This is a genomic window from Psychrobacter sp. JB385, from assembly GCF_900163785.1.
GTDB lineage: Bacteria > Pseudomonadota > Gammaproteobacteria > Pseudomonadales > Moraxellaceae > Psychrobacter.
Genome location: NZ_FUKN01000011.1, coordinates 40,665 through 67,166, shown reverse-complemented (window position 1 = coordinate 67,166; position 26,502 = coordinate 40,665). Strand labels below are relative to the sequence as shown.

Below are 26,502 nucleotides of genomic sequence, written 5' to 3'. Positions count from 1 at the left end.
CAAGCATTTTAGTCGCTAAGACACATCCCAGATTATTACTAAGTGATGACGGTAAGCTTGCGGCGGCGACGAAACAGTTAGCCAGACGCTCAACATCCTCTTATTTCTTATTTTTATCGTTGATAAGGTTACGCTTTATTTATGAAAGCCAGTCAATTTTTATTTGCCACACTAAAAGAAACCCCAAGTGATGCCGATATCGCCTCAAGCCAATTGATGGTACGTGCCGGTCTTATTCGTAAGATTGCTTCTGGGTTATATATTTGGCTGCCCATGGGGCTGCGCGTCTTACAAAAAGTTGAACGTATTGTTCGTGAAGAGATGCAAAACGTGGGTGCGCAAGAAGTACTGATGCCGATGACTCAGCCTGCAGAGCTTTGGCAGATGACAGGACGCTTTGATGATTATGGCCCTGAGCTATTACGGTTCAAAGATCGCCATGATCGTGATTTTGTACTCGGTCCTACTCATGAAGAAGTCATCACCAATCTTGCTCAAGGCGAGCTGCGCAGCTATAAACAACTGCCAATCAGTTTCTTTCAAATTCAGAGTAAATTCCGTGATGAGATTCGTCCACGTTTTGGTGTGATGCGCGCGCGCGAATTTACCATGAAAGACGCGTATTCATTCCACGTTGATCAAGCATCATTGGCACAAACCTATCACGACATGTATGAAGCGTACACACGCATCTTTACTCGTTTGGGTTTAGATTTCCGTGCCGTACAAGCAGACACTGGTTCCATCGGTGGTTTTGCTTCTCATGAGTTCCATGTATTGGCGGATAGCGGTGAAGATGATATCGCTTTCTCAGACGCTTCTGACTACGCAGCCAATGTTGAGCTGGCTGAATCAGTAAGCACCGCTGAGCGTCAAGCGCCTAGCCGAGAACACGAAGACGTCTTAACAGAGAATATGCCCACCTGTAAGATGGTCGCTGAGCATTTAGACATTCCTTTAGAACAAACGGTCAAAACTTTGATCGTACACGGTCATACAGAAGACAACGAGCCACAACTGATTGCGATCGTCTTACGCGGTGATCATCAGCTCAATACCATCAAAGCTGAAAAAATCGAAGAGGCCAACGTGCCACTGACTTTGGCGTCTGATGAAGAATTGAAGGTTGCGGGTCTGCACAAAGGATATATCGGTGTTGACTTAGATATGCCGGTATTCGTTGATCGCTCGGCTGCGGCCTTGTCTGATTTTGTCGCTGGTGCTAATGAGGTGAATAAGCACACTGTTGGTCTAAACTGGGAACGCGATGCCAATATTACTCGGATTGTCGATGTCCGCAATGTTCAAGAAGGTGACCCTTCTCCTGACGGCAAAGGCAGCCTAAGAATCAAACGCGGTATCGAAGTGGGTCATATCTTCCAATTGGGTGATAAATACTCACAAGCGCTAAACTGTACCGTGTCAGGTGAAGATGGTAAGCCAGTAACGCTTATGATGGGCTGTTATGGCATCGGTGTTAGCCGTATCATTGCCGCTGCTATCGAGCAGAACAACGATGAAAACGGTATCATGTGGCCAACCACGCCAACCGTCAATGACTCTATCGCGCCTTTTGAAGTGGCTATCATCCCAATGAAGTCAAAAGAAGAAAATGTCATGCAAACAGCAACGGCGCTTTATGAAGAGTTAAAAGCGCAAGGTGTCAATGTGCTGCTTGATGACCGTAATGAGCGTCCAGGTGTCAAGTTTGCAGATTTAGAACTTATCGGCATTCCACATCGCATCGTTGTCTCTGATCGTAATCTTGCGGAAGATAAGTACGAATACGTCAATCGCCGCGAAACAGAGAAGCAAATGCTGAGCCGTGAAGAAGTACTGGCAAAGGTAAGCGGTAAATAATTCGTTTGCTAAAACCTTTAACCAAAAAGCGCCTATCTCATCGAATGAGGTAGGCGCTTTTTTATTGGTAAGAACACTCTATTGAATGTTGTATCTTTTGGCAATGGCCTTACTACGCTTTTGAGTCTCAGTCGCGGTACAAACATTCGCTCCAATCTGGGCATACACTATGGTATTGTTCATTGGGCCATCATGTTCAAAATAACACTTATCATTGCGTGTTTTTAACCATGCAAGTTGCTCTGTATCCAACTGCTGCCGCTGTACTTTATTCAAACGACGATAAGCACGATTATAGATGTTATTAAGTCGATTTTTCTCAATTATAACGGCGTTGTTAGCGCAATCATAAGCCTTTTCCATATATATATCTTCACAGATATATTCGTTTTCTACAAATGCTGCTTGTGCTGATATTGCAGTAGAAAGCAGCAAAGCGACTGTCCCCGCCACCATTAAAGCGTTCGTCATTAGCTTCATGTCTGCCTCCTGATCTCATATAGATAAAGCCTATTGATTATAAGATACCACAGCGCGTTATAGAGTCTCTATTTATCTACTGACGAATAAGGCGACTTGGCTTCGGTAATAGGCTGATATCACTGACGCGGCACGGATTGATATCAATACCACCTCGGCGTGTGTACCACGCACGTACCATTAGTTCACTTGGCTCATAGTATGCGCTTAAATCAGCAAATATCTGCTCAACACATTGCTCATGAAAGCCATTGTGCTGGCGGAAACTCAATATATAACGCAGCATATTGGCATAATTAAAAGGCTTGTCAGTCGTTATCGAAACCGCCAGCGTACCCCAATCTGGTTGATTGGTCACCGGACAATTACTGCGCAGTAGGTTTGAATAAAAAGTATAAGGCTGAGACTGAGACTCATCTCTTTCTAACTGACCCTCATTTACCTGCGTTTGATCCTGCAACAATGACGCATCTGGATGCTCGCATAGTGTCACTTTGTCTGTGGCATCTGCCAGCGCATTGTCAATGCACACACCATCAGGCTTGGCAATCAATAAACTTGTTAAGTCCTCTTCTAAGCCAAACAGCTCAACTGTCACATCCGCTTGTACGCAGGTTGATAAGTCTTTAGCAATCAGCGTCTCTACCTCTTGCCAGCTGGAAAATTCAGTAAAATTGATACTGTTCAAATACAGTTTAAGCGACTTTGACTCTACGATATATGGTGAGCTGGCAGGAATACTAAAGCGCGCGATAGCAACCTGCGAGAGTCCTTGCGTATTGAGCCAAGACATCTCAAAAGCTTGCCACCAATCGACACCGACCGTTAACTTATCAGTATGCCAATCAATGGCATTGCGTCCCATCTCACGCGCGATGGGATAAAGTGTCTCTGGACTGTACTGCGTGGGATAATCGGTGGTTTGTTCCCCTAAAATACCGTGAATACTCATAAACTGCCTTGATTACTAGATAATATGGATGATATTAATGGGTGATTATTTTACCGCAATCAACCTATCTGTGTGCACCTTTTATGTGTTGATGCCTATCGTGTTTTAGCGACTGAGAATAACTATCTATTGGTTTCATGTCATACAAACGCAGATGGTATTGTTAAACCATTCCCGAGTATCATTTTTAAATTAGCAAAAAAGCATACCGCGTAGGGTGTTACAATTGCGGTTTTTCCTCAACACTATCTATCTATGATAAAAAAATCTTCTTTAGGTTCGGGCTGGATGATTATTGCGGCATTCTTATTTGCCATAATGAGCATTTTGGTCAAAAACGCGTCTACGCACTTACACATGAATGAGTATGAATTGGCGTTTTGGCGGTCATTATTACCCGCCCTTGCTATTTTTAGCACGACACTTGTACGTAAAAAGACTCTTAAGACACCGTTTTTTTGGGGTCATATGCAGCGTAGTATGGCGGGCACAATGGCATTGCTATTGGCATTCTATGGCTTAGGTCATCTGCCTCTAGCAACCTCTGTAACGTTGAACTATACCTCTGTTGTTTTTATAGCTTTGCTATCTATTTTTTGGCTCAAAGACAAGCCATCACTCAAAACGTGGGTCGCTCTGCTGATGGGATTGGCGGGTATCTGTCTGATGCTAAAACCTGCCTTCGCCTCAGATAGATTGCTTGAGACGTTGATTACCTTAAGTGGCGGTATTTTTACAGCTTTTGCGTTGCTGCAAGTGCGAGAGCTCTCCTTGATGGGAGAACCTGCGTGGCGGATTGTGTTTTACTTTTCGGCAGTAGCGACCATTGTCTCAGGTATAGCAGCCACTTGGTTTGGCTGGAGTCATCTGACGAGCGAAAGCTTACCTTACATCATTGGCATTGGTGCGGCAGGGCTGCTTGCGCAGCTGGCGATGACTCATGCCTATCACGTCGGGCAAAAATTCACGGTCGCTGCACTATCGTATTTAACGGTCGTGTTTTCTGCAATTTATGGGGTCATTTTTGCAGGCGAACGCATTGGCTGGTTAGAGATTTTAGGTATTACGGCAGTTATTTTGGCAGGCATCGTTAGCAGTGTACCTGAGCGAAAAACAGTTAAACGCTAGCTTGCCGCTTGCGATACGGATGAACCACTGGTGAGCCTTGATGGCTCGTCAAAATCTCAATATCCACATGATACACTTTGCGTAAAATCTCGGATTGTAATACCGCTTTAGGCATACCTTGTGCTTGAATATCACCATCAGCTAATAATATGACTTCATCCGAAAATTGCGCGGCTAGGCTCAAATCATGCAATACCATAATACAAATCAACTGGTGCTGCTGCGTATAATGCCGAACTTTGTCCAGCAAGTTAATTTGATGGGCCATGTCTAGGGCTGAGACGGGTTCATCAAGTAGTAAAATCTTAGGACGGCGAAGTAACGCTTGTGCAAACATAGCCAGCTGCCGCTGTCCGCCACTTAACGAGCGGATTGAGCGATGTGCCAAATGGGAGATATTTAGCTCCGCCAATAACTCAACTGCTTCTCGTAACAACTCATCACTGATATGGCGGCTCAAGGCATCCATTCGTCCAAGTATGACCACTTCAAGGGTGGTAAGCTCGGCGTCGGTATGACTGTCTTGCGGCATATATGCGATGGGTTTACGCCATGCGTTGAGCTGGGATTTGGTCTGTACCCTACCTTGATAGTCAACTGTACCAGAGAATGGCAGCTCACCAAAAATCGCTTTGAGCAAACTGGACTTACCTGCCCCATTTGCGCCCAAAATGGTATAAATGTTGCCCGCTTCAAACTGGGCATCAATATCTCTAGCAACGGTGAGCGCGCCATATTGGATCGTTAAACGGTCGAGTTTGAGCATAGCGACTTCTTCTATCCATTTTTAAAAATCAATTAGGCAAACAAACTTTTTAACCAGTTGGTTAGCTTTGTGAACCACGATATGTTCTCAGACGCATTGGCAGCAGGATCGGCTTGGCTCGCAGCTGTCGATGATTCAGTATTATTATTGGCTTGGTCTGTAGCGTTGCCATCACAAATACTTGCGCCACAGCCTAGTTGAATAAAAAATGTGCCATTAGGCTTGACTGGCAAATATTTTTTGTGGAAATCCATGTAGGTTTTGTCAGGATCAACATCAGCAAAGGCCTCAGGATACAAGGCTTTTGCCATAAATTGCGCTGATGCCAAGTCCGATAGCGAGCGAGAGGCAACATGATAAATACCATACACACGATTATTTTTTACTGCTGGTAGATTCTCCCAACCGTTGCGGGTGGTAAAGCCTTTTAAGCGGCGTTGGGCTTCATCAGCTGGGATATCAATCCCCATTGCCATGGCATCGGGCTGATTCATGCCTACCTCGGTACCTGATATCATTACAACCTCAGGTTTGCTCACCAAGACCTGCTCAGGATTAATGGGGCCCCAATCTTCTACAAAGGGTCTACTGATATTATCGCCGCCTACCGTATCGGCAATCGCGCCCCACATGTTTTTACCAAAGGTAAAGCTGTACTCTTGTGGCCCTTTATCACCAAATTCGATATAGATCTTAGGCTTGGCAATTTGAGCCGCTTTTACGCGTTTTTGGATGTCTGCGATGCCATTAGCGTATTCTTGAGCGGCTTGGTTGGCGCGTTGCTCAGTACCCGCCAATTCACCAAATATTTGGGTGCTTTTAGTGTGATTTTGCACAGTCTGGTCATTGTAATCGACCACTACCACTGGGATGTTTGCCGCTTCAAAACGCGGCATTTCAGCCTTTAGCGTGTCATACTGCCATTTTGCCAATACTACCACGTCAGGCTTCATGGCTAAGGTCTTCTCAAAAGAAAACGTACCAGTATTCACGTTACCGATATCGCCGATGCCGTTTAGGTTGGGAAGTTTTTGATTGTATAAGTTCCAGCTACCAGGATTAAATTTTTCCCAAAACTCTCGTGAAATACCGACGACCTGATCAAAGTTCTTTGCACCTGTCGCAGCAATATAATCAGGATAATAAAACCCCAATACGACTCGCTTAGCAGGGACATCGACTTGTACATCACGTCCTAGCACATCGTTGATGGTTTTGACTTCTGCTTGGGCGGTTAATGTTGTTAATATCAAACTTAACGCCAATGTTCTACGAATCCAGTTTTTCACCGCTTACTCCAAATAATCCAAAATAAAAAAGGCACACCCACAAACGACGTAACAATCCCCACCGGAAACAGCGCTCCTGGGATAATCACCTTTGATAACACTGATGAGAATGATAAAAAGGCCGCGCCAGCGAGCATGGTCGCAGGCAAAAAGTAACGCTGATCCTCACCAACGAGCAGCCGTGCGACATGCGGCGCAACCAACCCAATAAAGCCAATCACTCCGACAAAGCTAATCGCGGTTGCCGTCATCATCGCTACCAAAATCAAGGTTTTGATACGCAAATGAGTGAGGTTGACGCCAAGTGCTGACGCTCTTTCTTCACCCAATCGTAGCGCTGTCAATTTCCAACTGTCTCGAATCAGTAGCAAGATACAAATACTACTCACGACAGCGACCACCGTCACATTCGTCCAAGTGGATTTAGTCAAACTACCAAATAGCCAAAACAAAATTTGCTGCGAGACTTCAGAGGAAGCGGTAAATTGTACCAATGACAGTAACGACTGAAAGATAAATAAGAGAGCGATACCCACTAAGATGAGCGTAGAGGCAGCAAACTGTTGCAATGAGGCAAATAAAAACAGCACCGCAGAAGCGAGCATGGTCATCGAAAATGCCCCGATAGGCACCGCATATTGCAGTGGCAAACCAAAGCTACCGAACGCAATAACTAGGGACGCTCCAAACCCTGCCGCCGCTGCAAGTCCTAGCGTATAAGGACTTGCCATCGGGTTGTTAAGTAACGTCTGCATCTCAGCTCCGCCTGCTCCAAGCGACGCTCCCACGAGCAACGCCATAAATGCAATAGGCAACCGCAAATCATAAACGATGGTATGTGAGGTATCATCCAAACTGCCTAGCTGTAGCAAAGACTTAACGACGTCCATCATCGGTAGCATCGAAGGCCCTGTCATTACATCAAGCACCAGACCCAATACACACGCTGCTGCCAATGCCAATAATACCACTCGGCGTTTTGACTCTATGCGACGTTGTTGTCGAATGATTTGTTCGCTGACGGATTGGGTCATCTTGTGTCTCAATTACAAAGGTAAGTTGAAGTTACCTTTTATTTCGAAAAGTGAGAAGTATAATGCTAATGAGGACTATTCGCAATTGATAGTCTTATTTTTCCCCTTATTAAGCCTTTGAATTCACGTAATAAGTGTATTTTTTTCTGAAGTAAGAAAGATAATAAATTGAATCATAGAAAAGGACATATGGTGAATAACTGAGTATCGCGCATCTTGCTAACGCCCTACGATACTCATCTATTCTTCATTGAACAGAAGCGGGTCAAGACAAATGGAATAATACAAAAAGCAAAGCTGCCAGTACGCGGCAGCTTAGATGATAAAGTGAACTACAAACGAATCCGTGAGCCATTATCGAGCAGGCGATAAGCAATCACATAAAATATCACACAAAATATGAAAATCGCGACCATTGAATACCAAACATTTACATCAGAGTAGCCTAAAATACCATAGCGAAATGCGTTGACCATATAAACGATAGGATTTAACAATGATATATTCTGCCAAAATGGTGAGAGGTTTTCCATTGAATAAAACACACCGCCCAAATACGTCAGTGGGGTTAATACAAAGCTTGGAATAATAGAGATATCATCAAACGAGCGGGCAAATACCGCATTAATAAAACCGCCCAATGAGAATAAAATAGAGGTGCCAAGGACAGTAAAGATCGTCACAAATAAATGCTCAATACCCAAGTCGGTAAAGAATAGTGCCACTATCGACACAATGACAGCAATGGCAAGTCCGCGAAAAATACCGCCGCTAATATAGCCCATCAAAATAGCATGCTTAGAGACTGGGGACACCAAAAGCTCTTCAATACTGGCCGTAAATTTGGCGCTAAAAAAGCTTGAAACGACATTAGAATAACTGTTGGTAATAATCGACATCATGATTAAACCAGGCACAATAAACTGCATGTAGGGCACACCGCCCATCTCGCCCACACGTGAACCAATCATCTTACCGAAGATAACAAAATAAAGACTCATGGTGATAACGGGCGGTAATAACGTCTGTGGCCAAATGCGCAAAATCCTGCGAATTTCTTTTAGACAAATCGTACGAAAAGCGACGCCTTTTTTGTGCCACGACATCGATTTATTATGATCTACCATTTCCTGACTCATAACCCCGCCTCCTTCATACTGTCTGTACTTTGAATATTTTTATCTACTAAACGCATGAACAACTCTTCTAATCGATTGGCCTTGTTACGCATACTGGCTACCCTGATGCCGTGTTCAGACAGCTGATCAAAAACACCATTCAGTGACTCCCCTTCTGTCAAAGTCACTTCCAGCGTCTGACTGTCAGGTTGAGAGAAATCCGTCACACCTGACAAAGCCAATTTCTGTACAAGTGGCGTATCCAAATCAAAGACAAATGTCTCAACTGATAGCTGTGCCAATAAGTCTTTCATCTCTGTATTGATGCGAATCTCACCGTGATCTAGAATGGCAATGCGTTTACAAAGCTGCTCGGCTTCTTCGAGATAATGCGTGGTCAGAATGATTGTGGTGTTTTCTTCAATATTAATCTGCTGCATGAACTCCCACATAGAGCGGCGCAGCTCAATATCGACCCCAGCCGTTGGTTCATCTAGAATCAACAGTTTGGGTTTATGAATAAGGGCGCGCGCAATCATCAAACGGCGTTTCATACCACCAGATAACTCACGTGATTTGCTATTGCGCTTATCCCATAACCCAAGAGCGGTTAGCAATCTTTTGGCTCGTGGTCTGGCTTCTTTTGCAGAAATACCAAAGTAACCTGCCTGCGTGATCAGGATATCTTCGACTTTTTCAAACATATTAAAATTGAATTCTTGCGGTACAATGCCCAGATATTGCTTGGCAACCGAAGGATTCTCTAATAAATCTGTTCCAAAAATATGGACGCTACCCGTTGTGGGTTTAAATAGTGAACTGATAATACCAATCATGGTAGATTTACCGGCCCCATTAGGGCCAAGTAGTGCAAAAAATCCACCTTGTGGTACGGTTAAATCAACCCCTTTCAATGCCGAAAACCCATTATCATAAGTTTTGGATAAATCTTTTATCATCAGTGCTGGTGCATCAGACATGAGTACCTCTATATCTATTATGAATGTTTATAGCATATTAGGGCGTGTTGAACATGCGACCATATTGCTTTGCAGCGACGGTATATAAATATTCAACACGCCCTAATATCTAGATAGGACAATGTCATGAAGTGAGGTTGTCAGACCCAGATTTCAACTCTCACTCGTAAGAAGTAACAGATTGATATTACTTATCATCAAAAAAGCGCCTACTTCATCAAATGAAATAGGCGCTTTATAGATATACATCGTAAAAGCTTGAAGATTAATCAATAAAGATTAGCTTGCCGATTCAACCATATAATCTACAGCATTCTGAACTTCTTCATCAGGAATATCAGCACCGCCTTTAGCAGGCATGGCATTGAAACCATTGATAGCATGGGTATATAACGTGTCTTTACCTTTTGAGATACGAGGGCCCCAAGCACCAGCATCACCAAAAATAGGAGAGCCCAGTAAACCTGCGGCATGACACGTATGGCAGACAGCATTGTATACTGCTTTACCGTCACGCGGTCCGTCCCCTGGCGCTGGCCCTGCTACGCGAGCTGTCACATCACAAACTTCGTCGTCTTCGAAACATACTTTGGCCACAGGCTGAATACGAGCAATCAGATTGGGATAGAGGGCGATCAGCTTTTGTACTTGTGGCGTGTCTTGTGGGATAGGCTCTTCTTCGGTAGCAGGTGCCGCAGCAGCAGTTTCTTCGCCATCCACTTGCGCAGCTTCATCTGTAGCGGCTTCGCCATCGGTAGTCACGGCAGCGGCTTTGGTGTCTTCGCCTAGCTTTTCAGGAAGATTGTCTACGACTTCCTGCCCTTCTGCTACGTCAGAAACGGTTACAGTAGATGTGCCTGCAACGTCTTCAGCTTGGCTCACCGCGATACTAGCGATTCCTAGAATGGCAGCTGCCGATAACATAACTACTTTTCTCATTCGTCACGTTCTCTTATTACAGATACAGAGGCCTACACGACTCAGACATTCTGTCTGTCCTCCTTTGATGAGCAATCGTCATCAATAGCAAACAGCCATCCCGCGTGTCAGCACACTTGTAATCGGTGATTATAAATATGAATTCTCCCTGACATTATAAGGGAAAAGGCAGGTAAATTGCCATGCCTGTTTAATGACTATCCTGTTTTTTCTTAAAAAACCTGAATCATGGGCTTCACTCATTGGCTTTATGGCTTTTATTTGTTAGACTAGGCGGTCTTTATTTTTCGACACTTTATACGGCTTATAACACTCGTTTAAGTATTGTATTATTCTATGTCGTCGTTATCATGCGCTCGTAGCTCAGTTGGATAGAGTATCGGTCTCCGAAGCCGAGGGTCGTGGGTTCGATTCCCGCCGAGCGCACCAATCATTCTTGTTATACTTCTTCATTATTATCCTGATGACTCATGCCTATTTGTGCTGTGTCTCTACTTTTCTAAAATTTCGCGAGCATTGATCTATTGCATATCCTGCAAATTGGCCGTTAGTTGGGCGCGGCTGGGTACACGGTGATAATTAATCACAGGTACATCTCCAAGACGTCGCTGACCTATGGCAATCTTTTTATCCATCGTAATCATCGCAACTTTCTGGTCTTGCTGGCTGAGCAATAGATGGTTGGCTTTGCGAGTGACTCGGTAAGTAGGAAAATACTGTTTTAATAAAGCTGACGTCTTTTGTAGACCATCGTTAGCGGCAGCTTTTGTCGGTTTTGATTGCCCGTTATAAGATGTCTTGTCTGCTTTGACGCCACGCGACTTTGCCAATAACCACAAGGCTGCGATCACAACGAACAATATGACAAGCCACCACATTCCGTCTATCATGAGAAAGGTATCCATTATTAGCAAGGGTTGGCTCATGTTAGCAGAATTATCACCAGCGTTAATAGCAGAAGTACAGGACGCTGCCAAACTATTGGCATCAAAACAGCGTATTTGTCTTTTAACGGGTGCGGGAATCTCAGCAGAAAGTGGCATTCCAACTTTTCGGGATAAGCAAACTGGATTATGGGAAAACTATAGGGCAGAGGATTTGGCCACACCAGAGGCATTCGCGTGTGACCCAGCGCTGGTCTGGTCATGGTATCAATGGCGAAGGCAACTCATCGCGGATAAAAAACCCAATCCTGCACACAAGGCCTTAGCATATTGGCAGCATCACGCAAAAGTCAACCATCAGCAACTAACCCTCATCACTCAAAACGTGGATGACTTGCACGAGCAAGCTGGTAGTACCGTGGCTCATCTGCATGGCAATCTGGCACGCAATCGTTGCAGTCAATGCCAAACACCTTATACAAGCGCATCAAATCATTCACAAAATAGTGAAGCTTTAGATAATAGTGATGTTGATAGACAGGACGCTGAGACGTTGATCACTTGCTCGCACTGTGGTGGTTATATCAGACCAGACATTGTTTGGTTTGGAGAATCGTTGCCAGTACAAGCATGGCAGACGGCAGAAGAAGCCGCTGCTGATTGCGAGGTGTTTATCAGTATTGGTACATCCAGCCTCGTCTATCCAGCAGCAGGCCTTGCACAGTTAGCCAAGCGAAATGGCGCTAAAGTTATCGAGATAAATCCGAACCCAACGCCCAATACCACCGTTGATATCATCATAAAAGAAAAAGCAGGAATCATCATGCCTGTACTGGTCAAGCAGATCACTGGCTCATAAATCGAGAGGTATCTATAAAAGATGATACTAGATAAGCGATAGGCAATCTAAGACAGTAGCACCAAAAAAGGCTTAACGGTTTTTATCAACCATTAAGCCTTTTTTGTATTTACTCAATTAGAGGCGACTGAGTTAAAAATCACTCAACCTTCATTGTAAAGCGAGATCAACTTTTGCTAGGTAGGCTTCTTTTAACTCATCACTGATAAATGCTGATTTAAACGAGTTTTTGACCAAGGTCACGATATCATCTTCTGATAGGTCAAGATTTTCGTGTAGGTTGATGAAATTTTGATTCATATAACCTTTAAAGTACGCTGGATCATCAGAGTTGACACTGACATTCAAGCCATAGTCTAAAAGCTCTTTGATATTATGCTCTTGATAGGTTTCAAAAACTTTTAGCTCAATGTTCGAGTTCGGACAGACCGTAAGCGGCATTTGCTCATCTTTTAATCGTTGCATCAACTCGGCACTTTTTATAGATTGTACGCCATGATCAATCCTATGAATGCTCAAGATATCTAATGCTTCGTAAATGTACGAAAAATCAGCTTCTTCACCTGCATGAGCCACCAGTTTGAAGCCTGCTTCTTTTGCCTTTTTAAACACGTCTTTGAATTTTGAAGGTGGATTACCAAGCTCTGAAGAATCCAAACCCACACCGATAATATCGTCTTGGTATTTGAGTGCCGCATCCAACGTTTCAAATGCGTCTTCTTGCGATAGATGTCTTAAAAAACACATGATAATGCAAGACGTGATGCCATATTTGGCTTTGGCGTCTTGTAGCGCTTCTTTTATGCCTGTAATAACCGCATCGAAAGGAACGCCCCGAGCAGTATGCGTTTGTGGATCAAAAAATATCTCCGTATGGATGATATTGTTTTCGACACATTTTAGGACATACTCCCACGTCAAATCATAAAAATCGTCTTTCGTAAGAAGAACATTGGCACCCGCATAATAGATGTCTAAAAAGGTCTGTAGATTGGTAAAATTATAGGCGCTACGTACATCTTCTATATCTTTGTAAGGAATGTCTACTTGGTTCTTTTTGGCCAATCTGAACATCAGCTCAGGCTCTAGAGAACCTTCTATATGTAAATGCAGCTCAGCTTTTGGTAATTTCTTTATTAAATCAATCATAGTGTTCCAGTACTGGTTTTGTATTAAGGCCTACTCATACAGAGGATAGATACGCGCAATGTGTATATCTATCCTCTCTATCGATAGAAACGCTATTATATTTGAATTCGCCTCAAAACCCCATAAACTAAAATCAACCATGCCAATCTATATATCTCATCAATGAAAGGGTGGATGAGAAAGACAGATACAATCGTTACCTTTAAAAATCCATTGCTTTTAAACATCAGTTACTTCAAAAACACTACCGTGTTGGACAACTCATTGCCTGATGGATTGTCTTCTAGCTGATAATATTGACGAAGCACTTGCCCGACTTCATCTAGCAACTCGGCCACGCTCTCTTCTGTTTTTTTGTTGGCGATGCCTGATATGGCTTTTTCGCACATCGCACGCCAAACGGTGGGACTAACATGAGCACTGATACCGCGATCCGCCACAATCTCTAACTGGTGCTCACAAATATTGACATAAACCAAAACGCCTGTGTTTTCTTCGGTATCCCATACCCGATACTCGCTAAATAAATCAATCGCTCGTTCACGGCAATTTATATGATAGGCCTCTTCAATGGGTAGGTGATTTTCTACAATTAAAAAAACCTCACCGCGATGCCCTTGCTCAGCGCTTTCTACTCTTTTTGTCAGACGTGCTCTTGCGTCCGCTGTCAGCCATTTACTATGTAATAAAGGGACAAACAATACCTGACGCCACCAGCGAGCCAAGCTGGAAGTTGAAGCGTTGTTTTCTGCCATTATAATATTTCCTCAAATACGTCATTACTGACGGTTGTTTAGTGAATCAATTACCAAGAACCGCCAGCACCGCCGCCGCCGAAGCCACCACCACCACCGCCAAAGCCGCCGCCACCAAAACCACCACCGCCGAAGCCGCCACCACTACCACCGCCCATACCAGGTAGGAAAATCAGACCACCGCCTCTGCGTCCACCTTTACCGCCACCACCTTTACCACCGCCGCCTCGCGAAATCAAAAACATCCAGATAAATATCGCCATAATCAGGGTCATGAAAAAGCCGCCACCTAACGCGAGTGAGCCTGCAAAAAAACCACCTGCGGTCAAGATAGAGCCAAACACACGGCCCAATATTTTGGTAATAAAGCTACCAAATATCATCGACATGATAAACAAAAAGATAGGTGCTGGTACCTCATCTGAGCCTTGTTGTGTGCTTCGTTCAGCCGCTTGGGCATCAGCACGGGCTAATACCTCTGGGTCAGCTGTCAAGCGTGTTTTGAGTGCGTCCACGCCCGCCAAAATACCAGCGCCATAATTGTCTTGTTTAAACAGTGGCGTGATGTCTTCACGAATGATCCGGTTGACAGCGGCATCGGGTAATACCCCTTCTAAACCATAGCCCGTTAAAATATACATATCACGGTCATTGACCGCAACGACTATCAATAAACCATCATCGATATCTTTGTCACCCAGTTGCCACTTTTCGGCCACTTGGAGAGCATAATCAAAAATGGGGGTGCCATTGGTCGTGGGCACAATCACCACAGCTGCCTGAGCCAAGCCTTGTTGATAAATACCACGAAGCTGCGTCTCTAAGCGCTGTTTTTCTTGCGGGTTTAAGATATTGGCCTGATCAACGACTGGCTCGTTTAGTATTAGCTTATCCGCATCAATGCTAGGCGCACTTGATTGTACAGCAGGACGGCTAGGTGTTGAGGCAGAAGCAGTGGCTTCATTGTTGTCAGCTGCCTTGGGATTAATGGCATCGTTACCTAACACAGCGCCGTTGATAGCTTCGTTGCCTAATACCGCATCATTGATGGCTTCGTTGGACTCACCAGCTTTGGCAATAGCGACCATATCCTCAACACTACGATCTTGCATAGTCGAGGTATTATCGGTAGCTGCCACACTATTTCCCACATCGGCATTAGGCGCAGCATAAAGTACTGACGCACTAGCCATGCTGAGTGTAAATAATAATGTTGATAAGATTGCTTTTGAATTATTCATCTAATCTATACCACCTCAAGTGACCTCTATACTAAATTAATAGGCATCCACGTCCATCAACACCTTTAAAACACATGTGAGCTATCATCAAACAAATAGAGCGGCAACGACCGCTCTACTATTCTATCGCTTTGGTTGACCTTAATCCTACTCTGCTGTCGCAGCATCGTTACCGCCAAAATCGACACTTGGCGCGGTCGAAATCGCCTCTTCATTAGCGACACTAAAGTTTGGCTTAGGTTGCATGCCAAAGACTTTTGCAGTCACATTGGTTGGGAATTGGCGTACTGTCGTATTGTAGCCCTGTACTTCTTGGATGTAGCGATTACGTGCGACGGCAATACGATTTTCAGTCCCTTCAAGCTGGGCTTGTAAATCTTGAAACAAAGCATCCGATTTTAGCTCAGGATAACGCTCAGATACGGCCATTAAACGCGATAGTGCTCCTGTCATCTGCTCTTGCGCAGCAGCATAACGCTCCATCGCTTCTGGATCGTTTAGCACTTCAGGCGTGACCGTAATCCCGCCAGCACGCGAGCGAGCCTCAGCCACTTGTGTGAAGACCTCTTGCTCTTGTGTCGCATATTGCTGTACGACTTTTACCAAGTTTGGCACCAAATCACTGCGGCGCTGATATTGGTTGACCACTTCTGACCATGACGCTGTTACTTGCTCGTCTTGCGCTTGAAGATTGTTATACCCACATCCACTCAAGCCGACAGTAGACGTCGTCAATAGTGCTGCTAACAATGCTGGTTTCATAATAGATTTACGCGTCATCGTTGTTTCTCCTAATAATCATAAATAACAAATAGCTGGTAACACGTTTTTTAATAGTTTTTCAGTTATTCTTTAATCTACTGACGACATATATACTCTATATATCGTAAGCTTGCATTTTTTTGACAAACTATCGAGCATGATTACTTAAGCAATGTATATCCTTTGTACTTTTACTTTATATACTGTCTGCTTAATACTGTGTCAATGATGGCGCTATCGTAATGGTTTTACAATTGACCGTTACCAAAACACAACCCCAATTGTAAGCTGTTATGGCTTTTATATAACTTTTTTTACAAGTCAAGCATTAGCCGCTGCTATATAAGGATGCACAGTCACTAATCAGCAAAGCTAAGCACACTGACGCTTCCCCTATTTTATGACCAAATCTCCCGTACTAAATTCAAATATATCTATCTATCCATAAAGAAAATTCTAGTAATTAGGATAAAAATATGGCAAATTGCAGTTACGTAGCCGTACGGTTTGAATACATTTGGTAGTGGACTTATATTTTGATACGTATTAGAGAGTTGGTAATTGAGGTGTAAAATCCTCATCAAGCCATAAAATATCTTCTAGTACGTTCAATACGCCCTATCAGTAGTGTATTCAACTGGCACGGCTCATAGCAAGTTGAACACCATCATGATGAGTGTTCAATTATATAAACGCCTATTTTATCCGCTGCTCTACTTATCACGAATCTTATTTATCACGTCATAATAAGATACAAGAGTAATTAATGTAGCAAAAGCGTTTTACATGCAGCTGGTACTAATATTACGAATGATAAGTGCTATGCAAATAGGTATTGTTGCTAGCAAGCCAAGCGGATGAATACGGACAACTACAGTCCATTCTTATTGGCTAAACACGTATGAGACTTAACTATATATAAGTCAATGTAGCTAATTTAACTGCTTAACTTAAATAAGTAAGTTAACCAGTTAGCTTACTCCTAGAGCATACAGAGCCACTTTGAGACAGTACTAGGGATATAAATATGGAAGGTTTAGTTAACTTAGTAAACGGAATTATCTGGAGCCCCGCGCTGATCTATCTGTGTTTAGGCGCAGGCTTGTTTTATTCCATCATGACGCGCTTCGTACAAGTACGTCTATTCGGTGAAATGATCAAGCTACTATTTACTGGTAAATCCAGTACTGATGGTATCTCATCATTTCAGGCACTTGCCGTCTCTCTTGCAGGGCGTGTGGGTATGGGTAACATCGCTGGGGTAGCAGCTGCTATCGGCTTCGGTGGTCCAGGTGCAGTATTTTGGATGTGGGTTGTTGCCTTCTTAGGGGCATCTACTGCTTATGTTGAATCAACACTCGCACAGATTTATAAAGAAAAAGACGTTGTCACTGGCGAGTATCGTGGTGGCCCTGCTTACTACTTCGAACGTGCCCTTGGTCAAAAGTGGTACGGCATCCTCTTCGCCATCGCTTCTATTTTATCCTGTGGTATGTTCTTACCTGGTGTACAGGCAAACGGTGTTATCAGTGCATTTGCACAGGTAATGGGCGAAGGTACTGTCATGAACGTGGCAGGCTTAGAAGTTGGCTCTATGCGTTTGGTGGGCTTGGCCATCATCTTAGTCGTACTAGGTATCATCATCTTCGGTGGTATCAAACGTATTGCAACCTTCACTGAATTTGCTGTTCCATTTATGGCAGTCGGTTATATTGCTTTAGCTTTGATCATCATGTTCAGTAACTTCAGCTTGATCCCTGATGTATTTGGTTTGATCATCAGCGATGCATTCACGGCACAAGCAGGTTTTGGTGCTGCAATCGGTTGGGGTGTCAAACGTGGTATTTACTCTAACGAAGCGGGTCAAGGTACAGGACCTCATGCAGCAGCCGCTGCTGAAGTTCAGCATCCATCACAGCAGGGTCTAGTACAAGCATTCTCAGTATATGTTGATACCTTACTGGTTTGTTCTGCAACTGCATTCATGATTTTGTCTACTGGTATGTACAACATTCAAGGTACATTGCCAGATGGTCAATTCATCGTACAGAACGTTGCTGCTACTACTGAAATCAACGCACCTGCCTTTACACAAATGGCAATGGAATCGGTATACGGCTCATTTGGTAATGTCTTTATCGCCATCGCTGTATTCTTCTTTGCCTTTACAACCATCCTAGCTTACTACTACATTGCTGAAGTCAACGTGGCTTACTTGACACGCTTTCTTGGCCGTGGCGCTCATAAAACTGGTGTATTCTTAGTCAAAGTGCTTATCATGATCATGGTAGCTTACGGTGGTCTAAACTCAGCAGGTTATATCTGGGCTATTGGTGATATCGGTGTTGGCCTCATGGCTTGGCTAAACATTGTGGGTATCTTGGTCATCTTCTTGGTTGCACGTCCAACCCTAACCATGCTAAAAGACTACGAAGCACAACTTAAAGCTGGTGTTACGGACTACGTTTTTGACCCAGCCACGTTCGGTATCAAAAACGCTCCTTACTGGGAAGAGCGTCATCTAAAACAGCAACAAAGAATGGCAGCTGATCCACTACGTAAAGACATTCGATAGTCGTCTTTATCATAGTCATCATCTAAGCAGTCTATAAAAAGGCCCGAGACAATCGTCTCGGGCCTTTTTCGTATGTGTAATATCTATAAGTAACATTTGTCTTGAGCAGAGTTGAGTGAAGTATATTAAGACATGACTTTGAATCCGCCTAGATCGTACTTATAGATTATTCTTTTATAAATAGTTGATACCTGAGCACAAAAAAGCCTAGCTCAATGACTAGGCTTCTTTATTACAGAAATATCTGATAAAAAATTACTGACAGCAGCAGCTTACTCAGGCATTAATACTGCGTCGATAGTGTGAACCACACCATTGGTTGCCATGATGTCTGTACCTGTGATATTTGCTTTCCCACCAGTAGCATCGGTAATGACATTGTCATCACTGATAGTAATAGTTGCACCATTAGCAGTTTTGATATCAGTACCATAAGGGATGTCAGCAGCTTTCACTTCCATTGGCACTACATGGTAAGGCAGTACTTTTTTCAGCAAGTCAGTATTGGCCAATAACTCTTCTTTGGTTACGCCCAACTTCTCTAATACTGGCGCAAAAGCATCATCAGTTGGTGCAAATACGGTGTATTTAGTACCTTGATCCATCAACATGGTGTCAAGACCAGCGGCTTGTAGCGCTGCTGTTAGGATGGTCAAGTTTTCATTACCAGCGGCTACTTCAGCGATGGTTTGCGTCGCCATGCCATCAGTTTCGGCCATTGGGTCAGCCATTGGCTCAGCTTCTGCTTCTGGAGCCGTTCCTACCGCTGGCTCTACAACTACTTCTTCAGTAGTTGTATCAGTTTCTACAGGATCAGTAGCGGCTTCTTTATCATTACAAGCGGCCAGTGACATAGCGGCTGTAACAACTGCGATCGATAATAAATTCTTCTTTAACATAGGTATTTCCTTATAAATAAATAATGGGTTAAATCGTTTGTTAAACAAACCATTCTGCTCAATATGTGCATATAACAGCAGATGACTTATGGACTTGTGCATGGCAAGTAAAACCTGTCACACAGTTCGAGGACATCGATACTGTTATTCCAATGACTATGATTCTAACTGATTCATTTTAAATTGCTGCGTACTTAGGTAGCGAGACTGTATCAATCACGTGTACAAAACAAGGAATTATTTGAATAATGGCTAATATAATAGTAAAGAAGCCATTTTCTAAACCGATACTCGATCTTTTCACAGCAGAACATACGCTGATATGCATGCAAAAAAATCAGTCATTAGCGTTTTCTTTTTTATAGATTTGAATCAGAAAAAAGTGTTCATTTTGATACCGAAGTCGAAAACTTCATGCCTATGGTCTAAAGTTTTTGGTAAAGTGAGTTAATAGTAATAACTATTTAAATAGATTTTTAGATTCAAAGAATTTTAGACGATATCTAAAATGTCACTTAGGTGCTTATCAAATAGTTAATTAAGTTGTGAATGAGTGAAGCTGGTACTAATACCAGCCTCATCTTATAGAAGGGACGTATAACATATCCTAAGCGCTGCTTATTGAAACATTACTTATTTATGCTTGATTATCATTTAGGCATTAGTACTCTATCGATAACGTGAATTACACCATTATTAGCAGGAATGTCTGTCTTGATAATATTGGTAGTACGGCCCATTTCATCCATCAATTTGCCTTGATTTGTCACCATAAGCGTATCTTTGCTTGCGGTCATGACATTACCTGGCTTCACATCTTTTTTGTACATTGCCATATCGCCACTGATGACGTGATAACCTAGTACCTTTCTTAGCATCGCTTTGTCAGCAAACAACTGCGCTTTAGTCATGTTTGTTTCTTTTAGCGCCTGCATAAAGGCTTCATTGGTCGGTGCAAATATTGTGTAGTGAGCGTTAGGATCAGACAGCATGCCAGTTAGACCAGCCGCTTGAATGGCTTCGACTAGTACTGAAAAATCAGGATTGCTTTGAGCAACTTGTACGACGTTCATTTTTGCCATTTGTTGACTATGCATTGGCGCTTTCATATCAGCGCTTTTGTTTGGCATCATGTTGTTACAAGCACTTAGGCCTGCAATTGAAAGTGCTAACGTACCAAGGGTAGCGATTTTCGTAATTTTCATAACATTTTCCTTAATGATTCAATTATTTGTTAACCACAAAATTATTGTCTTACAGATCAGATTTTCTTTTCGTAATGCTAACCACTGTTTATTAAGACGCTCATGATAGATACTACGATTAAGTCAATAGAATCATCCACATGTACTAGTAAGTATTGCTTACGAAAAACAAATCCTTCTGAAATTAAATTAACATATAAAAAATATTTATAAACTCGAATTTGCGCTACTTTTTGTAGTTGTGGTGTAAGTTGCGTCTGTCTTTCATAAGAGAGCGTTTGCTTTGATTTACAAGACCCACACGTTATGTAATCTTGAACCGAAATGAGAGTCATTTTCACGCTTTCTCTTGATAGAGCTGCCTTTGACACCATCTCTTGTTCTCGATATTTTTTTACTCTTTGTACTGCCAAACAGGAATAAGGACTGTACCGCTTACTATATGATTTTCATGCTAAAATATGATGGATTTGCCCAATATTTTTATGAAAATTGCACCCTGTTTGTTATTCCCTCCTTTTATGACATTGACGATATAAGCAGCGCTCCTATGACTCAAACGATGACCTCACCGACCTCTTCTCACTCTGATACTACTTCTCGCTCATCATCCGCTGATGACTTTATTTTGACGCCGCCTGCTGTATTTCCTTATAAGGAACAGCAGCTCACCGCGCGCGACCGTATTACCGAGCAAATGGCATCACGCATTTTGATGTTAGATGGCGCGATGGGTACGCAGATTCAGACCTATAAGCTAGAAGAAGCAGACTATCGTGGTGAGCGTTTTGCCGATATCGATCAAGATGTGCGCGGCAATAATGATTTGCTGGTGCTAACCCAGCCGCACATGATTAAAGACATTCATCACGATCATCTGTTGGCTGGTGCGGATATCATCGAGACCAATACCTTTAACGGTACGCGTCTATCGATGGCTGACTATGACATGCAGTATTTGGTGCCTGAGCTGAATAAGACAGCAGCCAAAATTGCGCGCGAGGCGGCTGATGAATTTACCGCCAAGACGCCTGAGAAGCCGCGGTTTGTCGCTGGTGTGGTGGGCCCGACCTCACGCACGTGCTCGATATCACCTGATGTCAATGACCCTGCCTTTCGTAACATTACCTTTGATGAGCTGGTCCTAAACTACCGTGAAGCGACCTTATGCCTGATAGAAGGCGGCGTCGATCTTATTTTGATTGAGACAATCTTTGATACGCTCAATGCCAAGGCGGCGATATTTGCCATCACGGGTGTGTTCGAAGATATCGGCTTTGAGCTGCCAATTATGATTTCGGGTACAATCACTGATGCGTCAGGTCGCACGCTATCTGGTCAAACGGCGGAAGCGTTCTATAACTCGATTCGCCATGCCAAACCACTATCTGTTGGCTTTAACTGTGCGCTAGGTGCTGATGCGCTACGTCCGCACATTCAAACGCTATCGAATATCGCTGATACTTATGTCTCTGCGCATCCAAATGCGGGTCTGCCCAATGAGTTTGGCGAATATGACGAAACCGCTGAAGAGACCGCTGCCCTACTCGAAGGCTTTGCCAAAGCGGGTATCTTAAACATCGTTGGCGGCTGCTGTGGTACAACGCCTGAGCATATCCGTCAAATCGCTAAAATGGTCGCAAACTATCCGCCACGCGTGATTCCTGAAATCGCGCCTGCCTGTCGCTTGTCAGGTCTAGAGCCATTTACGATCAATGCTGACAGTTTGTTTGTCAATGTTGGTGAGCGTACCAATGTCACAGGCTCCAAAAAATTCCTAAGGCTGATTAAGACCGAAGCCTATCTTGAGGCGCTGGATGTGGCGCGTGATCAGGTTGAAGGCGGCGCGCAAATCGTCGATATCAATATGGACGAAGGCATGCTCGACTCCAAGCAGGCCATGATTCACTTCGTCAACCTCGTCTCAGGCGAGCCGGATATTAGCCGTGTGCCACTGATGATTGACTCGTCCAAATGGGACATCATCGAAGAAGGCCTAAAACGTACGCAGGGTAAATCTGTCGTCAACTCCATCTCCCTAAAAGAAGGTCATGCTGAGTTCGTCGAGCGCGCCAAATTGTGTATGCGCTATGGTGCCGCCGTTATTGTCATGGCGTTCGATGAAGATGGTCAAGCCGACACTTACGAGCGCAAAATTGAGATATCGAAGCGCAGCTATGACGTATTGGTCGATGAAGTGGGCTTCCCTAGCGAGGACATTATCTTTGACCCCAATATTTTTGCCGTCGCCACGGGTATCATCGAGCACAATAACTACGGTGCGGACTTTATCAATGCCACACGCTGGATTACGGAAAACCTACCAAATGCCATGGTCTCGGGTGGCGTGTCAAACGTGTCGTTTAGTTTCCGTGGTAACCCGATTCGTGAAGCGATCAACTCCGTATTCTTATACCACGCGATCAAAAATGGCCTGACCATGGGTATCGTCAACCCAGCCATGCTTGAGCTGTACGATGATATTCCAAAGGAAGCGCGTGATGCGATCGAAGACGTCATGCTCAACCGCAACCAAGGTGAGACGGGACAGGATGCGACCGAACGCCTAATGACCGTCGCTGAAAACTACCAAGATGGCGGGAAGAAAAAAGACAGCACCGTCGATATGAGCTGGCGTGAGGGTACGGTAGAAGAGCGTATCGCGCACGCATTGGTCAAAGGCGTGACCACCTTTATCGAAGAAGATACCAAAGAAGCGTGGGAGAAATACCCCAAACCGCTCGAGGTCATTGAAGGGCCACTCATGGACGGTATGAATATCGTCGGTGATTTATTCGGTGCGGGCAAGATGTTCTTACCGCAAGTCGTAAAATCTGCTCGCGTGATGAAGCAATCGGTCGCATGGCTAAACCCATATATCGAAGCGGAAAAAGTCGAAGGCGAAGTCAAAGGCAAAATCCTAATGGCAACCGTCAAAGGCGACGTGCATGATATCGGCAAAAACATCGTCGGCGTGGTACTTGGCTGTAACGGCTACGATATCGTCGATCTGGGCGTGATGGTACCGTGCGAAACCATCCTCGATACGGCTATTAAAGAAAAAGTCGATATCATTGGTCTGTCAGGTCTGATCACCCCCAGTCTCGATGAGATGGTCTATGTCGCCAAGCAAATGCAAGAGCGCGGCATGACTCTACCCTTGATGATCGGCGGTGCCACAACGTCGAAAGCGCATACGGCCGTCAAGGTCGAACCGCAGTATCAAAACGATGCGGTCATCTATGTCTCGGATGCCTCGCGCTCAGTCGGCGTGGTCACCAAGCTGCTATCCAAAGAGCACCGTACCGCCCTCATAGATGAGACCCGCGCAGAGTATGTCAAAGTACGCGAGCGTCTGGCTAAGCGTCAACCGAAAGCCGCCAAAGTCACCTATGCTGAATCGGTCAAAATTGGCTTTCAGTATGATTGGGAAAACTACGTACCACCAGTGCCAAACAAGTTAGGTCAAGTGATATTGGATGACTATCCAATCACTAATCTGTTGCCCTATATTGACTGGACGCCATTCTTTATCTCTTGGGGTCTGACGGGTAAATATCCAAAAATCTTGCAAGATGATGTGGTGGGTGAAGCGGCGCGTGATCTGTTTGAAAATGCGGAAGAGCTGCTACACAAAATGATTGAGGAAAAATCAATCGTGGCAAAAGGCGTGTTCAAACTCATGCCAGCGCGCCGTACTGACTCAGACACCGTCACCGTGTATGACGATGCGCCTGCTGATGGTGGCAAACCGACCTATCAGTTCGAGCATTTACGTCAGCAAAGCGACAAAGCCAGTGGTAAGCCAAACCTGAGCTTAGCGGACTTTATCTCGCCATCAGACACGCATACCGATCATTTGGGCGGCTTTACCGTCTCTATCGTCGGGACAGAAGCGCTCGCTGAGCAATACAAAGCAGCAGGTGATGACTATAACGCTATCATGGTACAAGCGCTGTCTGACCGTCTAGCCGAAGCCTTTGCCGAGCATCTGCACGAGCTGATCCGTAAAGATTATTGGGGCTATCAGCCAACTGAGTCACTCACCAATGATGAGATGATTAAAGAAAAATACGTCGGCATCCGCCCTGCCCCTGGTTACCCCGCTTGCCCTGAGCATACCGAAAAAGGCAAATTGTTTGATTGGCTCGGTACGGTCGAGGCAATCGGTACGACCTTGACCGAAAGCTATGCGATGTGGCCTGCGTCATCGGTCAGCGGATTTTATTACTCGCATCCGGATAGTGAGTACTTCAACGTCGGTAAAATCAGTCGTGATCAGTTAGAGAGTTATGCTGAGCGTAAAGGCTGGGATATGAAAACGGCTGAGAAGTGGTTAAATCCCAATCTATAGATTTAAAAAAACCGCTATATAAATTGAAATGCGCTACTAGTACAATTTTACTTGCTTACTGTGCCTACGCCGACAGAGGCTGCGTAAAATTCATGCTAGTAGGGTGACAACGCCTTTGAAGCGCATCAACGATAGACATTTTATCATTATCTCTTGGCTTACTCATTTTATATGAGTAAGCCATTTTTTATGGCGCATCCTTCATTTACTATCAGCAAACTTATCGCTACGTTCATAGCAAAATACTTTTATCATTTGCTGGCAATAACCATGCTAAATTATTGTCTTCTTCATTTTTCGTTATTTTGAGACAGGCTATGAATCAGATTGCATTACTCTCTAGTTGGATTGGCAAAACCTTTGCAATCTGGGCATTGGTCAGTGCTGTGTTGGGATTTGTGTTTCCCACATTTTTTGCTTCATTGGCATTTTTGATCGTACCAATACTTGGCATCATCATGTTTGGTATGGGTATGACGCTCAAAACCGAAGATTTCCTAGAGATTGTCAAACGCCCCAAACCTGTATTGGTCGGACTGTTGGCACAGTTCACGCTGATGCCTTTGATTGCTTACCTATTAACGGTCATCTTTAACCTTGATCCTTTAATCGCGGTCGGTGTCATCTTGGTCGGTTGCTGCCCTGGCGGTACATCTAGTAATGTGATTACATTCTTGGCCAAAGGTGATGTCGCGCTAAGTGTCGCGATTACCTCTATCTCTACCTTACTTGCGCCCTTTTTGACGCCTATTCTATTAAACGTGTTTGCCGGTCAGCTAATCGATATCGACCTAGCCAGTATGATGATGACCATTACCAAGATTGTCATCTTACCTATATTACTCGGTGTTATCTTCCATAAGTTTTTGGGTAAAAAAATCGCGTTCGTCACCGAGGTATTGCCGATGGTGTCGGTGTTGGGTATCTCAATTATCATCGCAGCGGTGGTGGCAGTGTCTAAGGCGACCATCTTAGATAGCGGTGCCATCGTCTTTATTGTCGTTGCTCTACACAATATGTTGGGATATACCTTGGGATATGTGATCGCGCGCTTGTCTGGATTTACGGAGAAGCAACGCCGTGCCATTATGGTGGAAGTAGGCATGCAAAATTCTGGTCTGGGCGCTGCCCTTGCCGCGACGTATTTCAACCCTGTCGCTGCCTTACCTAGTGCGATATTTAGTGTGTGGCATAACTTTAGTGGTGCGTTGGTTGCGAATATTTTTGCGAAGAGCGATGCTAAATAATCAAGGGCTTTATTACTTGTGTCTTA

At 44.1% G+C, this 26,502-nt stretch carries 21 protein-coding genes and 1 tRNA gene; 7 read left to right on the top strand and 15 right to left on the bottom strand.

Annotated features, from left to right (window positions below; translation table 11 throughout):
- Window positions 1-141: 141 nt before the first annotated feature.
- Window positions 142-1,860, top strand: coding sequence for a proline--tRNA ligase (locus CZ794_RS05845; RefSeq protein ID WP_087040741.1), 1,719 nt, complete (start codon window positions 142-144; stop codon window positions 1,858-1,860).
- A 78-nt stretch (window positions 1,861-1,938) separates the two neighbouring features.
- Here CZ794_RS05845 and CZ794_RS05840 read toward each other — a convergent pair whose 3' ends face one another.
- Together CZ794_RS05840 and queF are read right to left on the bottom strand one after the other, a co-directional pair.
- A complete protein-coding gene (locus CZ794_RS05840) occupies window positions 1,939-2,340 on the bottom strand; it encodes a lysozyme inhibitor LprI family protein (protein ID WP_087040740.1) in 402 nt (133 codons plus the stop codon).
- A 76-nt stretch (window positions 2,341-2,416) separates the two neighbouring features.
- Window positions 2,417-3,292 carry an NADPH-dependent 7-cyano-7-deazaguanine reductase QueF gene (gene queF / locus CZ794_RS05835; RefSeq protein ID WP_087040739.1) on the bottom strand — a complete coding sequence of 292 codons (876 nt, stop codon included), beginning with the start codon at window positions 3,290-3,292 and terminating at the stop codon, window positions 2,417-2,419.
- Between the two features lie 255 nt (window positions 3,293-3,547).
- On the opposite strand from queF, the gene CZ794_RS05830 reads away from it, so the two are divergent.
- Window positions 3,548-4,420, top strand: a complete 873-nt coding sequence (locus CZ794_RS05830) for a DMT family transporter (protein ID WP_087040738.1) — start codon at window positions 3,548-3,550, stop codon at window positions 4,418-4,420.
- Here CZ794_RS05830 and CZ794_RS05825 read toward each other — a convergent pair.
- The 6 genes from CZ794_RS05825 to CZ794_RS05800 form a co-directional block, all read right to left on the bottom strand.
- Complete coding sequence (locus CZ794_RS05825) at window positions 4,410-5,186, bottom strand: ABC transporter ATP-binding protein (protein WP_087040737.1); 777 nt, start codon at window positions 5,184-5,186, stop codon at window positions 4,410-4,412. The genes CZ794_RS05830 and CZ794_RS05825 overlap by 11 nt on opposite strands.
- A gap of 32 nt (window positions 5,187-5,218) precedes the next feature.
- Window positions 5,219-6,475 carry an ABC transporter substrate-binding protein gene (locus CZ794_RS05820; protein ID WP_087040736.1) on the bottom strand — a complete coding sequence of 419 codons (1,257 nt, stop codon included), beginning with the start codon at window positions 6,473-6,475 and terminating at the stop codon, window positions 5,219-5,221.
- The gene (locus CZ794_RS05815) at window positions 6,472-7,509 is read right to left on the bottom strand and encodes an iron ABC transporter permease (RefSeq protein WP_087040735.1); all 1,038 of its coding nucleotides are present in this window, start codon (window positions 7,507-7,509) and stop codon (window positions 6,472-6,474) included. The genes CZ794_RS05820 and CZ794_RS05815 overlap by 4 nt, the downstream gene beginning before the upstream one ends.
- Before the next feature lie 332 nt (window positions 7,510-7,841).
- A complete protein-coding gene (locus CZ794_RS05810) occupies window positions 7,842-8,615 on the bottom strand; it encodes an ABC transporter permease (protein ID WP_087040805.1) in 774 nt (257 codons plus the stop codon).
- A gap of 29 nt (window positions 8,616-8,644) precedes the next feature.
- Window positions 8,645-9,607 carry an ABC transporter ATP-binding protein gene (locus CZ794_RS05805; RefSeq protein ID WP_087040734.1) on the bottom strand — a complete coding sequence of 321 codons (963 nt, stop codon included), beginning with the start codon at window positions 9,605-9,607 and terminating at the stop codon, window positions 8,645-8,647.
- A 279-nt stretch (window positions 9,608-9,886) separates the two neighbouring features.
- Window positions 9,887-10,546: a cytochrome c5 family protein gene (locus tag CZ794_RS05800; RefSeq protein WP_087040733.1), complete on the bottom strand. Its 660-nt coding sequence runs from the start codon at window positions 10,544-10,546 to the stop codon at window positions 9,887-9,889.
- Between the two features lie 352 nt (window positions 10,547-10,898).
- Between CZ794_RS05800 and CZ794_RS05795 the strand changes: the two genes are divergently transcribed.
- Window positions 10,899-10,975 (top strand) — tRNA-Arg (locus tag CZ794_RS05795).
- A 92-nt stretch (window positions 10,976-11,067) separates the two neighbouring features.
- On the opposite strand, the gene CZ794_RS05790 is transcribed toward CZ794_RS05795, so the two are convergent.
- Window positions 11,068-11,436: a hypothetical protein gene (locus CZ794_RS05790; RefSeq protein ID WP_087040732.1), complete on the bottom strand. Its 369-nt coding sequence runs from the start codon at window positions 11,434-11,436 to the stop codon at window positions 11,068-11,070.
- A gap of 34 nt (window positions 11,437-11,470) precedes the next feature.
- Between CZ794_RS05790 and CZ794_RS05785 the strand changes: the two genes are divergently transcribed.
- Window positions 11,471-12,289 carry an NAD-dependent deacylase gene (locus CZ794_RS05785; protein ID WP_087040731.1) on the top strand — a complete coding sequence of 273 codons (819 nt, stop codon included), beginning with the start codon at window positions 11,471-11,473 and terminating at the stop codon, window positions 12,287-12,289.
- 150 nt (window positions 12,290-12,439) lie between these two features.
- On the opposite strand, the gene CZ794_RS05780 is transcribed toward CZ794_RS05785, so the two are convergent.
- From CZ794_RS05780 to CZ794_RS05765, 4 genes are all read right to left on the bottom strand, one after another.
- Window positions 12,440-13,438 carry an adenosine deaminase gene (locus CZ794_RS05780; RefSeq protein WP_087040730.1) on the bottom strand — a complete coding sequence of 333 codons (999 nt, stop codon included), beginning with the start codon at window positions 13,436-13,438 and terminating at the stop codon, window positions 12,440-12,442.
- A gap of 230 nt (window positions 13,439-13,668) precedes the next feature.
- A complete protein-coding gene (locus tag CZ794_RS05775) occupies window positions 13,669-14,193 on the bottom strand; it encodes a TPM domain-containing protein (RefSeq protein ID WP_087040729.1) in 525 nt (174 codons plus the stop codon).
- Between the two features lie 50 nt (window positions 14,194-14,243).
- Window positions 14,244-15,434, bottom strand: a complete 1,191-nt coding sequence (locus tag CZ794_RS05770) for a YgcG family protein (RefSeq protein ID WP_087040728.1) — start codon at window positions 15,432-15,434, stop codon at window positions 14,244-14,246.
- 147 nt (window positions 15,435-15,581) lie between these two features.
- A complete protein-coding gene (locus CZ794_RS05765) occupies window positions 15,582-16,214 on the bottom strand; it encodes a LemA family protein (RefSeq protein ID WP_087040727.1) in 633 nt (210 codons plus the stop codon).
- A gap of 1,009 nt (window positions 16,215-17,223) precedes the next feature.
- On the opposite strand from CZ794_RS05765, the gene CZ794_RS05760 reads away from it, so the two are divergent.
- Window positions 17,224-18,771: a sodium:alanine symporter family protein gene (locus CZ794_RS05760; RefSeq protein WP_087040726.1), complete on the top strand. Its 1,548-nt coding sequence runs from the start codon at window positions 17,224-17,226 to the stop codon at window positions 18,769-18,771.
- 272 nt (window positions 18,772-19,043) lie between these two features.
- Here the strand turns inward: CZ794_RS05760 and CZ794_RS05755 are convergent, their stop codons facing one another.
- Together CZ794_RS05755 and CZ794_RS05750 are read right to left on the bottom strand one after the other, a co-directional pair.
- A complete protein-coding gene (locus CZ794_RS05755) occupies window positions 19,044-19,670 on the bottom strand; it encodes a fasciclin domain-containing protein (protein WP_087040725.1) in 627 nt (208 codons plus the stop codon).
- 650 nt (window positions 19,671-20,320) lie between these two features.
- Window positions 20,321-20,875: a fasciclin domain-containing protein gene (locus CZ794_RS05750; RefSeq protein WP_087040724.1), complete on the bottom strand. Its 555-nt coding sequence runs from the start codon at window positions 20,873-20,875 to the stop codon at window positions 20,321-20,323.
- A 550-nt stretch (window positions 20,876-21,425) separates the two neighbouring features.
- On the opposite strand from CZ794_RS05750, the gene metH reads away from it, so the two are divergent.
- Together metH and CZ794_RS05735 are read left to right on the top strand one after the other, a co-directional pair.
- The gene (gene metH / locus CZ794_RS05740; protein ID WP_087040804.1) at window positions 21,426-25,229 is read left to right on the top strand and encodes a methionine synthase; all 3,804 of its coding nucleotides are present in this window, start codon (window positions 21,426-21,428) and stop codon (window positions 25,227-25,229) included.
- Between the two features lie 317 nt (window positions 25,230-25,546).
- A complete protein-coding gene (locus tag CZ794_RS05735) occupies window positions 25,547-26,476 on the top strand; it encodes a bile acid:sodium symporter family protein (RefSeq protein WP_087040722.1) in 930 nt (309 codons plus the stop codon).
- Window positions 26,477-26,502 lie beyond the last annotated feature (26 nt).

Bases quoted from the DNA above. Each gene is read 5' to 3' on its own strand.
- CZ794_RS05845 (WP_087040741.1), top strand. From the start codon at position 142: ATGAAAGCCAGTCAATTTTTATTTGCCACACTAAAAGAAACCCCAAGT.
- CZ794_RS05840 (WP_087040740.1), bottom strand. From the start codon at position 2,340: ATGAAGCTAATGACGAACGCTTTAATGGTGGCGGGGACAGTCGCTTTG.
- queF (WP_087040739.1), bottom strand. From the start codon at position 3,292: ATGAGTATTCACGGTATTTTAGGGGAACAAACCACCGATTATCCCACG.
- CZ794_RS05830 (WP_087040738.1), top strand. From the start codon at position 3,548: ATGATAAAAAAATCTTCTTTAGGTTCGGGCTGGATGATTATTGCGGCA.
- CZ794_RS05825 (WP_087040737.1), bottom strand. From the start codon at position 5,186: ATGCTCAAACTCGACCGTTTAACGATCCAATATGGCGCGCTCACCGTT.
- CZ794_RS05815 (WP_087040735.1), bottom strand. From the start codon at position 7,509: ATGACCCAATCCGTCAGCGAACAAATCATTCGACAACAACGTCGCATA.
- CZ794_RS05810 (WP_087040805.1), bottom strand. From the start codon at position 8,615: ATGTCGTGGCACAAAAAAGGCGTCGCTTTTCGTACGATTTGTCTAAAA.
- CZ794_RS05805 (WP_087040734.1), bottom strand. From the start codon at position 9,607: ATGTCTGATGCACCAGCACTGATGATAAAAGATTTATCCAAAACTTAT.
- CZ794_RS05800 (WP_087040733.1), bottom strand. From the start codon at position 10,546: ATGAGAAAAGTAGTTATGTTATCGGCAGCTGCCATTCTAGGAATCGCT.
- CZ794_RS05790 (WP_087040732.1), bottom strand. From the start codon at position 11,436: ATGATAGACGGAATGTGGTGGCTTGTCATATTGTTCGTTGTGATCGCA.
- CZ794_RS05785 (WP_087040731.1), top strand. From the start codon at position 11,471: ATGTTAGCAGAATTATCACCAGCGTTAATAGCAGAAGTACAGGACGCT.
- CZ794_RS05780 (WP_087040730.1), bottom strand. From the start codon at position 13,438: ATGATTGATTTAATAAAGAAATTACCAAAAGCTGAGCTGCATTTACAT.
- CZ794_RS05775 (WP_087040729.1), bottom strand. From the start codon at position 14,193: ATGGCAGAAAACAACGCTTCAACTTCCAGCTTGGCTCGCTGGTGGCGT.
- CZ794_RS05770 (WP_087040728.1), bottom strand. From the start codon at position 15,434: ATGAATAATTCAAAAGCAATCTTATCAACATTATTATTTACACTCAGC.
- CZ794_RS05765 (WP_087040727.1), bottom strand. From the start codon at position 16,214: ATGACGCGTAAATCTATTATGAAACCAGCATTGTTAGCAGCACTATTG.
- CZ794_RS05760 (WP_087040726.1), top strand. From the start codon at position 17,224: ATGGAAGGTTTAGTTAACTTAGTAAACGGAATTATCTGGAGCCCCGCG.
- CZ794_RS05755 (WP_087040725.1), bottom strand. From the start codon at position 19,670: ATGTTAAAGAAGAATTTATTATCGATCGCAGTTGTTACAGCCGCTATG.
- CZ794_RS05750 (WP_087040724.1), bottom strand. From the start codon at position 20,875: ATGAAAATTACGAAAATCGCTACCCTTGGTACGTTAGCACTTTCAATT.
- metH (WP_087040804.1), top strand. From the start codon at position 21,426: ATGACTCAAACGATGACCTCACCGACCTCTTCTCACTCTGATACTACT.
- CZ794_RS05735 (WP_087040722.1), top strand. From the start codon at position 25,547: ATGAATCAGATTGCATTACTCTCTAGTTGGATTGGCAAAACCTTTGCA.